At 71.4% G+C, this 8,242-nt stretch carries 5 protein-coding genes; 4 read left to right on the forward strand and 1 reads right to left on the reverse strand.

What is annotated here, in order from left to right; all coding sequences use genetic code 11:
• Positions 1-329 precede the first annotated feature (329 nt).
• Both sucC and sucD read left to right on the forward strand, forming a co-directional pair.
• Positions 330-1,508 carry an ADP-forming succinate--CoA ligase subunit beta gene (gene sucC / locus GUY60_RS30200; RefSeq protein ID WP_161703527.1) on the forward strand — a complete coding sequence of 393 codons (1,179 nt, stop codon included), beginning with the start codon at positions 330-332 and terminating at the stop codon, positions 1,506-1,508.
• A 21-nt stretch (positions 1,509-1,529) separates the two neighbouring features.
• Positions 1,530-2,414, forward strand: coding sequence for a succinate--CoA ligase subunit alpha (gene sucD / locus GUY60_RS30205; RefSeq protein ID WP_161703529.1), 885 nt, complete (start codon positions 1,530-1,532; stop codon positions 2,412-2,414).
• 101 nt (positions 2,415-2,515) lie between these two features.
• Here sucD and GUY60_RS30210 read toward each other — a convergent pair whose 3' ends face one another.
• On the reverse strand, positions 2,516-3,829 hold the full coding sequence (locus tag GUY60_RS30210) for a helix-turn-helix domain-containing protein (protein ID WP_161703531.1): 1,314 nt from the start codon (positions 3,827-3,829) through the stop codon (positions 2,516-2,518).
• A 183-nt stretch (positions 3,830-4,012) separates the two neighbouring features.
• Between GUY60_RS30210 and GUY60_RS30215 the strand changes: the two genes are divergently transcribed.
• Positions 4,013-5,629 carry a cell division protein PerM gene (locus GUY60_RS30215; protein WP_223178750.1) on the forward strand — a complete coding sequence of 539 codons (1,617 nt, stop codon included), beginning with the start codon at positions 4,013-4,015 and terminating at the stop codon, positions 5,627-5,629.
• A 286-nt stretch (positions 5,630-5,915) separates the two neighbouring features.
• Positions 5,916-8,078 (forward strand): endo-beta-N-acetylglucosaminidase, encoded by a 2,163-nt coding sequence (locus tag GUY60_RS30220; RefSeq protein WP_161703535.1) that lies wholly within the window; start codon positions 5,916-5,918, stop codon positions 8,076-8,078.
• Positions 8,079-8,242: the final 164 nt, after the last annotated feature.

The following is an 8,242-nucleotide window of genomic DNA, read 5'->3' on the forward strand; positions in this document are numbered from 1 at the left end:
GGCCGGGCGGCGCACCCCGCGCGTACGCCCTCGGAGGGGACCCCGAGGCAACGCGCAGCGCCGCCCGGCCCGTGTTCTGTGACCGTAATCACCGCCGCAGTGTGATCTGCGATTTAGGGACCTACGTCCTGCGGCGATAACCTGCGAGACGGACATGCCGCGTCCACGGACACCGTGCACGCCTCCCTCAGTGACAGCGCAGTCACGTTGCCCTTCGCGGCACGCCCACGTAGACAACGAACGTGACAGAACGCGAATGCGACAGCACGCATCAGCAAGTGCCTGCCGCGCCGCGATCGACGCGATACCACTGATAGGGACGGACGCGCGTGGACCTGTTCGAGTACCAGGCGAGGGACCTCTTCGCCAAGCACGGTGTACCGGTGCTGGCCGGTGAAGTCATCGACACGCCTGAGGCGGCACGTCAGGCCACCGAGAAGCTGGGCGGCAAGTCGGTCGTCAAGGCTCAGGTGAAGGTCGGCGGCCGCGGCAAGGCCGGCGGCGTGAAGCTGGCGGCGGACCCGGACGAGGCCGTCGCTCGCGCGACGGACATCCTCGGCATGGACATCAAGGGCCACACGGTCCACAAGGTGATGATCGCCGAGCTCTCCCCGGAGATCGAGGCTGAGTACTACGTCTCGTACCTCCTCGACCGCACCAACCGCACCTTCCTGGCCATGGCCTCGGTGCAGGGCGGCATGGACATCGAGGAGGTCGCGGAGAAGACCCCCGAGGCCCTCGCGAAGGTCCCGGTCAACGCCGTCGAAGGTGTGAACATCGAGAAGGCCCGCGAGATCGTGGCCCAGGCGCAGTTCCCGGCCGACGTGGCCGAGGGTGTCGCCGAGGCGATGGTGACCCTGTGGGACACCTTCGTCGCCGAGGACGCGCTCCTCGTCGAGGTCAACCCGCTGGTGAAGACCAAGGACGGTCGCATCCTGGCCCTGGACGGCAAGGTCTCGCTCGACGAGAACGCCGACTTCCGCCAGCCCGACCACGAGGCGCTCGAGGACAAGGCCGCAGCCAACCCGCTCGAGGCTGCAGCCAAGGCCAAGAACCTCAACTACGTGAAGCTCGACGGCGAGGTCGGCATCATCGGCAACGGCGCGGGTCTCGTCATGAGCACCCTGGACGTCGTCGCGTACGCCGGTGAGAACCACGCGGGCGTCAAGCCGGCCAACTTCCTCGACATCGGCGGCGGCGCTTCCGCCGAGGTCATGGCGAACGGCCTGGAGATCATCCTCGGCGACCCGGACGTCAAGTCCGTGTTCGTCAACGTCTTCGGTGGCATCACCGCCTGCGACGAGGTCGCCAACGGCATCGTGCAGGCCCTGGAGCTCCTCAAGTCCAAGGGCGAAGAGGTCACCAAGCCGCTGGTCGTGCGTCTCGACGGCAACAACGCGGAGCTGGGTCGCAAGATCCTGAGCGACGCCAACCACCCGCTGGTGCAGCGCGTGGACACCATGGACGGCGCGGCCGACAAGGCCGCCGAGCTCGCGGCCGCGAAGTAAGGGACGAGGGACAGAACAGCCATGGCTATCTTCCTCAACAAGGACAGCAAGGTCATCGTCCAGGGCATGACCGGTGCCACGGGCATGAAGCACACCAAGCTCATGCTGGGTGACGGCACCAACATCGTCGGCGGCGTGAACCCCCGTAAGGCGGGCACGAAGGTCGACTTCGACGGCACCGAGGTACCGGTCTTCGGCTCGGTCAAGGAGGCCATGGAGGCCACGGGCGCCAACGTGTCCGTCCTCTTCGTGCCGCCGGCCTTCTCCAAGGCCGCCGTCGTCGAGGCGATCGACGCCGAGATCCCCCTCGCCGTCGTCATCACCGAGGGCATCGCCGTCCACGACTCCGCCGCCTTCTGGGCGTACGCGAAGTCGAAGGGCAACAAGACCCGCATCATCGGCCCGAACTGCCCCGGTCTCATCACGCCGGGCCAGTCGAACGCCGGCATCATCCCGGGCGACATCACGAAGCCGGGCCGCATCGGCCTGGTCTCGAAGTCCGGCACGCTGACGTACCAGATGATGTACGAGCTCCGTGACATCGGCTTCTCGTCGGCCGTCGGCATCGGTGGCGACCCGGTCATCGGTACGACGCACATCGACGCCCTCGAGGCGTTCGAGGCCGACCCCGACACCGACCTGATCGTCATGATCGGTGAGATCGGCGGCGACGCCGAGGAGCGTGCGGCGGACTACATCGCCAAGAACGTCACCAAGCCGGTCGTCGGTTACGTCGCGGGCTTCACCGCCCCCGAGGGCAAGACCATGGGCCACGCCGGCGCCATCGTCTCCGGTTCGTCGGGCACCGCCCAGGCGAAGAAGGAGGCCCTGGAGGCCGCGGGCGTCAAGGTCGGCAAGACCCCGACCGAGACGGCCAAGCTGGCGCGCGCCATCCTCGCCGGCTGACACCGCCCCACGGGCTGACGCCCTGACGGCACACATACGTGGGCCCGCATCCCTCCTGCCAGGGGTGCGGGCCCACGTATGTGTCCGAACAGCCGGTGCGGTCAGCGGGGTTGCGGGGCCAGCCGTTCCGGACCGGCGGCCGGGTGCGCGTGCAGCTTCCGGTAGAGCGCCTTGTCCTGGAGCGTCGGCTTGGCGGGCCCCATCCGCGGCGGCACCCCGCTGATCGGGGCGCCGGGCGCGGGCACCGGTTCGTACTGCCGGGGTGAGGTGGCGAGCGCGAGCGCCGAGGCCCCGATGATCAGGGCCGTGAACGCGATGGCCGCCCGCGTCCAGAACCGAGAGCGGTGCTCTCCGCCTTCCCGTACGACGGTGGACCTGCTGGTGCCGAGCTTCTCGGCGCCGGCCAGTTCGTCGAGCCTGCGCTGGAGTTCGGCCGGGTCGGACAGCTCGGGCAGCCGCTCGGCGACGGCCTCGCGGGCGTGCAGGAGCCGGTGCGCCGCCGCCGGAGTGGTGGCCTCCGTCTCGGCGGCGGTCTCGGGCAGGTCGAGCCCGACCCCGTCGTAGAGCACCAGGGTCCTGCGGTACGGAGCGGGCAGGCTGAGCAGGGTGTCCAGGAGCTTGCGGTCCTCGGCCTCGGCGGGCGGCGCCTCCGGCTGCCGGTGCCGGCGCCGCAGCCGGTGCCAGGGCGAGAGCGCGTACTCGTACGCCACCGCCCGCACCCAGCCCACCGGGTCGCGGTCGACGGCCACTTCGGGCCACCGCTCCCAGGCCTGCTGAAAGGCCCGCTCGACCGCTTCCTTCGCGAGCGCCCGCCGCCCGGTGAGCAGATACGTCTGGCGTACGAGGGCGGGCGACGTGAACGCGTACAGGGCGTCGAAGGCCTGATCGGGCGTCAGCCCGCCACCCGCCGACGGCTCCTGCGCATCGGTGTCGGTCTCGGCTTCATCGGTGTCGGTGCCGGTTTCGACAGCTCCGTCGGCCGGGGCGGTGGCCGACGCGGTGAGCGCGGCAGCCCGTACGGGGATGGAAGCCGTGGCGGTCACGGGCACGGACACGGGTGTCGACGCCACCTTCGCCGCCCGCTCCGCCCGCTCCGTCCGCTCCGTCCGCTCCGTACGTTCCGTGCTCTCCGGACGCCGGGACGACGACCGGGACGACGACCGGGACTTGCCCTTCCGGTTCTTCTCCGTGGTGGTGGTCGGTGGCCGGGTCCGCACCGGGGCGTCGGCGAGCAGGCGCGCGTATGCTGCGCGCTTGCTGCCGCGCGGGGTGGTGCGGCCGGTCTCCCAGGACCTGACCGTCTCGCGGGTGACACCCACCTTCGCGGCGACCTGTGCCTGCGTCAGCTCCTGCGCCTCGCGCAGCCGTCGGCACTCCTTCGGGGGCGGCAGCGGGGTGGCGGGGCTCTGGGTCATGTCGGACTCTCCACACCGTGGGCCGTAGCACCGTCGTTCGGCCCGTCGTTCGGACCGTTGTTCGCAGGACGGGCCGTGGTGCTGCGGGCGGCCCAATGCCGTACGAAAAAGTACATAAACGTATATTGGGCGACACTACGTGCATTCGCCTGTTACGCCGTGAAAGCGCGTGTCGTTGGGAGCATGGCGGGCGTGACGCAAACGACCGACCACAGCCCGTCGTCCGTGCTCGGTGGGCTCGCCCGCAGCGGCCGTCGCAGAACGGCCGCACTCGTCAGCTGTCTGGTCGGCGGGGCCGTCGCGGCCGGGCTCGGACTCGGCGCGATCGCGGTCCTGGTGATGGCGGCGTGGATCAGTTCGCCCTATCCGGACAGCGGTCCGGACGCTGCGCTGCACGCCACGGCCGGGCTCTGGCTCCTCGCGCACGGCGCCGAACTCGTCAGGACCGACACCCTCTCCGGCGCCCCGGCCCCGCTCGGCGTCACCCCGCTGCTGCTCGTCGCGCTGCCCGCGCTGTTCCTGTACCGCGCGGGCCGCGACGCCGTCGACTCGGCGGACCGGCCGCGGGTCGCGTTCGGCGGGGTGGTCGCCGGGTATCTGGTGGTCGGCGTTCCGGTCACGCTGTTCGTCGGGGGCGGGCCGCTGCGCGCGCACCCGGTGGGCGCCGTCGCGCACTTGATGGCGGTCGCTCTGCTCGGCGCGGCCGCCGGGGTGTGGACCGCGTACGGCAGGCCGCTCGGTCCGCTGCCCGCCGCGCTGCGCCGGGTGCTCGACCAGGACGCGGGCGGGCGCTTCGCGCTGCGCCCCCATGTCGGTGCGGCGCTGCGGGCGGGGGCGGCCGGGACGGTCGTACTGATCGGCGGCGGCGCGCTGTTGCTCGCCGTCTCCCTGGTGGTGCACACGCAGGCCGGGCAGACCTCGTACCTCCAGCTGACCGATGTGTGGGCGGGGCGGGTCGCGGTGCTGCTCCTCGCGCTCGCGCTGGTGCCCAACGCGGCGGTGTGGGGCGCGGCTTACGGGCTCGGGCCCGGCTTCGCCCTCGGCACCGGCAGCGTGGCCTGGCCGGGGGGTGCGCCCGCCGAACCGTTGCTGCCGCCGTTCCCGCTGCTCGCCGCGGTGCCGGACGCGGGCGCCGGTACGCCGTTGACCTGGGCGGCGGGCGCGGTGGGCGGGGCGTGCGGGCTTGCCGTCGCGGGGTTCACGGCACGCGCCGCGGCTCCGAAGGGCGTTCCGGACGACGCCCGCGCCGACGCCTGGTCGCGGAAGGAGACGGCGCTCACGGCCGGGCTCGCCGCGGCGCTCTGCGGGGTGGCGCTCGCGCTGCTCGCCGGGCTCGCGGGCGGCCCGCTCGGCGACGGGAGGCTGGCGGACTTCGGCCCGGTCTGGTGGCAGACGGGCATCGCCGCCCTGCTCTGGGCGGGCGCGCTCGGCGTGCCGGGGGCGCTGGGCCTTCGGGCCTGGCGGCTGCGGACGTGGCGCGTACGTGGCCTGTGGGTGCGGATCAGGGCGGTCCGGCTCCCGGCCATGCCCTTCCCTTCGGTGCGGATGCCGTCGGTGCGGCTGCCTTCCGTACGGCTCCCTCGGGTGCGGTGGTGGCGGCGCGGGCGTGTGTCAGGGGACGGCGGGAGCGAGGCGAAGTTCGAGCCGTACGACTTCACGGGTACGGAGAACCGGGAGTCGGAAACCCTGGAGTCGGAAACCCAGGAGCCGGAAACCCAGGCGACCGAGCCCCGTGAGGCCGAGCCTCAGGAGACCGAGCCCCAGGGGGCCGAGGAGACAGCGCCCCGCGAGACCGACTGACGTCGACGCGTGCGCCTTCGGGGAGGGGCAACGCCCTTGCGCGGGGCCGGGGTTGGGGCTGCCGGATCACCGGATCGTAGCCACTTCTAAACGCTTCAACAAGGGGAACGTAAGGGGAAAGATAAACCGCATTAGTGCGGGCCAACTAAATCGCATTAGTTGAGCACGAAGTATTGACGCGTACCGCGAAACACGGGCAGCTTTCCTTCCGGACTTCCTGTAAATCCCCGCTTTCCGTGTGCCCCGGGCCCCCGGGCGGAGCGACGACGCGAAGGGCTGACGCCTGATGGACCGCAAGGGCAGTAGCAGCAAGGGCAGCAAGGGCGGCGTCGACCGCAGGGCCTTCCTCGGGATGCTCGGCGCCGCGGGCGTGACCATCGGGCTCGCCGGACCGGTCGGCCCGTTCGCGCTCCCCGCCCACGCCGCCGACGACCCGGCTCCCGGACGGGCCCCGCACCAGCCCTACCTGCACGGTTACAACGCGGCCTCGCTCAAGAGCTGGAGCCCCGAGAGCGACCGGTACGCCAAGTACTTCCGCTCGCGCGTCCCGCTGGCCACGCGTATCGCACCGTTCGCGGCGACCCAGGCCGACCCGGAGCTCGCGACCGGGGCGCAGTTGATGAACCTGAGTTACGACTACGACAACTCGTTCTTCACCGCGTACAAGTACAACGATGTCTTCGCCCGGCGGCTGCTGCGCTTCTGGCAGTACACCGATCTGTACGGCTCCTGGCACGGCATGCCCGTCGACGGATCTCCCACCGACGAGCCCGAGCACGGCCTGATCAACCTGCCCAACCCGGCGTACACCGACGCCGCCCACCGCAACGGCGCGAAGAGTCTGGGCTGTTGGTTCTGGCCGCGCAGCGGGGAGTTCGCGGACTATCTGGAGCAGCGCGCCGACGGCGGATTCCCGGTCGCGGACAAGCTGATCGAGATGGCCGGCTACTTCGGCTTCGACGGCTACTTCATCAACCAGGAGGCCGAGACCGCGCCCGCCGACGCGGCGAAGCTGATGGAGATGCTGAAGTACCTGCGCGCGCAGGCGCCCGAGGGCTTCCACGTCCAGTGGTACGACACGATCATGGTGAACGGGAAGCTGGACTACCAGAACCAGCTGAACGACAGCAACGCCCCCTGGATCCAGGACGGCAAGACCCCGGTCAACAACAGCCTGTTCGCGAACTACTGGATGCCGGACGACGCGCAGGTCGAGAAGTCCGTCGAGACGGCGAAGAAGCTGGGCCTCGACCCGTACGAGGCGGTCTTCCACGGCACGGAGAACGAGAAGTACGGCTACAACCCGCCGTACGACACCCGCCTCGTCTTCCCCGAGGGCAAGCCCGCCCGCACCAGTTGGGCCCTGTTCGGCTCGCACTTCGCGTGGGACCGCTACCCGGACCGCGAGAACCCGGACGCGCAGCCGGCCGTCTTCCAGCGCGAGCGGCGCTACTGGTCGGGCCCGAACGAGGACCCGACGCGCACCGGCCGTACCGAGTACGTGCCGTGGCCGCACGAGGACGACGGCAAGCCGCGCGACGCCGACAACCACAAGAAGTGGGACGGCGTCGCCCGCTACATCACCGAGCGGTCGGTGATCGGCGCGTTCCCGTTCGTCACCCGCTTCAACACCGGCCACGGGCGGGCCTTCTTCCTCGACGGCAAGCGCGCGAGCGACCGTGAGTGGAACAACGCGAGCATCCAGGACATCCTGCCCACCTGGCAGTTCTGGACCCGCAGCGGCGGTTCGGGCGAGCCGCTGCCCGTCGACTACGACTACACGCGCGCCCACGACGGCGGCTCCTCGCTGCGCATCGCCGGTGAGCTCGGCCCCGAGAACCCCACCACCGTGCGGCTGTTCAAGACCGCGCTGCGGGTGACCGGCGGGGAGCGGCTCTCCGTGACGTTCCTGACCGGGCACGACGGCGGGGACAGCGGCCTCGACGTGGGGCTGATCCTCGCCGACGACCCGGAGCGGTTCGTCTGGCTCCCGGCCGGGCGCACCGCGCGCGGCTGGACCACCGCGACGCTCGGCCTGGACGCGTTCGCGGGCCGCACCGTCGCGGCGGTCGGCGTGCGGGTCGCGGCGGCGAAGCGCGGCCAGTACGCCCTGAACATCGGCGAGTTGGCGCTGCTCGGCGGGGCCGCCGAGCGCCCGGCGGCCCCGGCCGGGTTCACCGTCGACGCGGCGCATCTCGCGGAGGGCTCCGGCTCGGCCGAGGTGTTCCTCTCCTGGCGCTTCAGCGCACAGGGCGTCTGGTACTACGACCTGCACCGTGAGCTGTCGGACGGCGGCCTGGAGGCGGTCGGCCGGATCTACGACGAGGTGTACTACGTCAAGTCCCTGGCCCGGTCCGGCGGTGAGCCCACGACCCGGCTGCGGCTCGTCGCGGTGGCCCCGGACGGCACCCGCAGCGCCCCGGCGACCGCTGAGGTCCGCTGGGCCTGAGCAGCCCTGAATCACTCCTGAGCAGCCTGAGCACTCCCCACGTCACCACCACCGAACGACCTGGAGGAACGCTGTGCCCCGCCTGGCCAGAACCCTGACGGCGCTCGCCGTCGCCACATCCGTGGCCGCCACCACCGCGGCCACCACCGCCCCCGCCCCCGGCC

The organism is Streptomyces boluensis (assembly GCF_009908195.1).
Lineage (GTDB): Bacteria > Actinomycetota > Actinomycetes > Streptomycetales > Streptomycetaceae > Streptomyces > Streptomyces boluensis.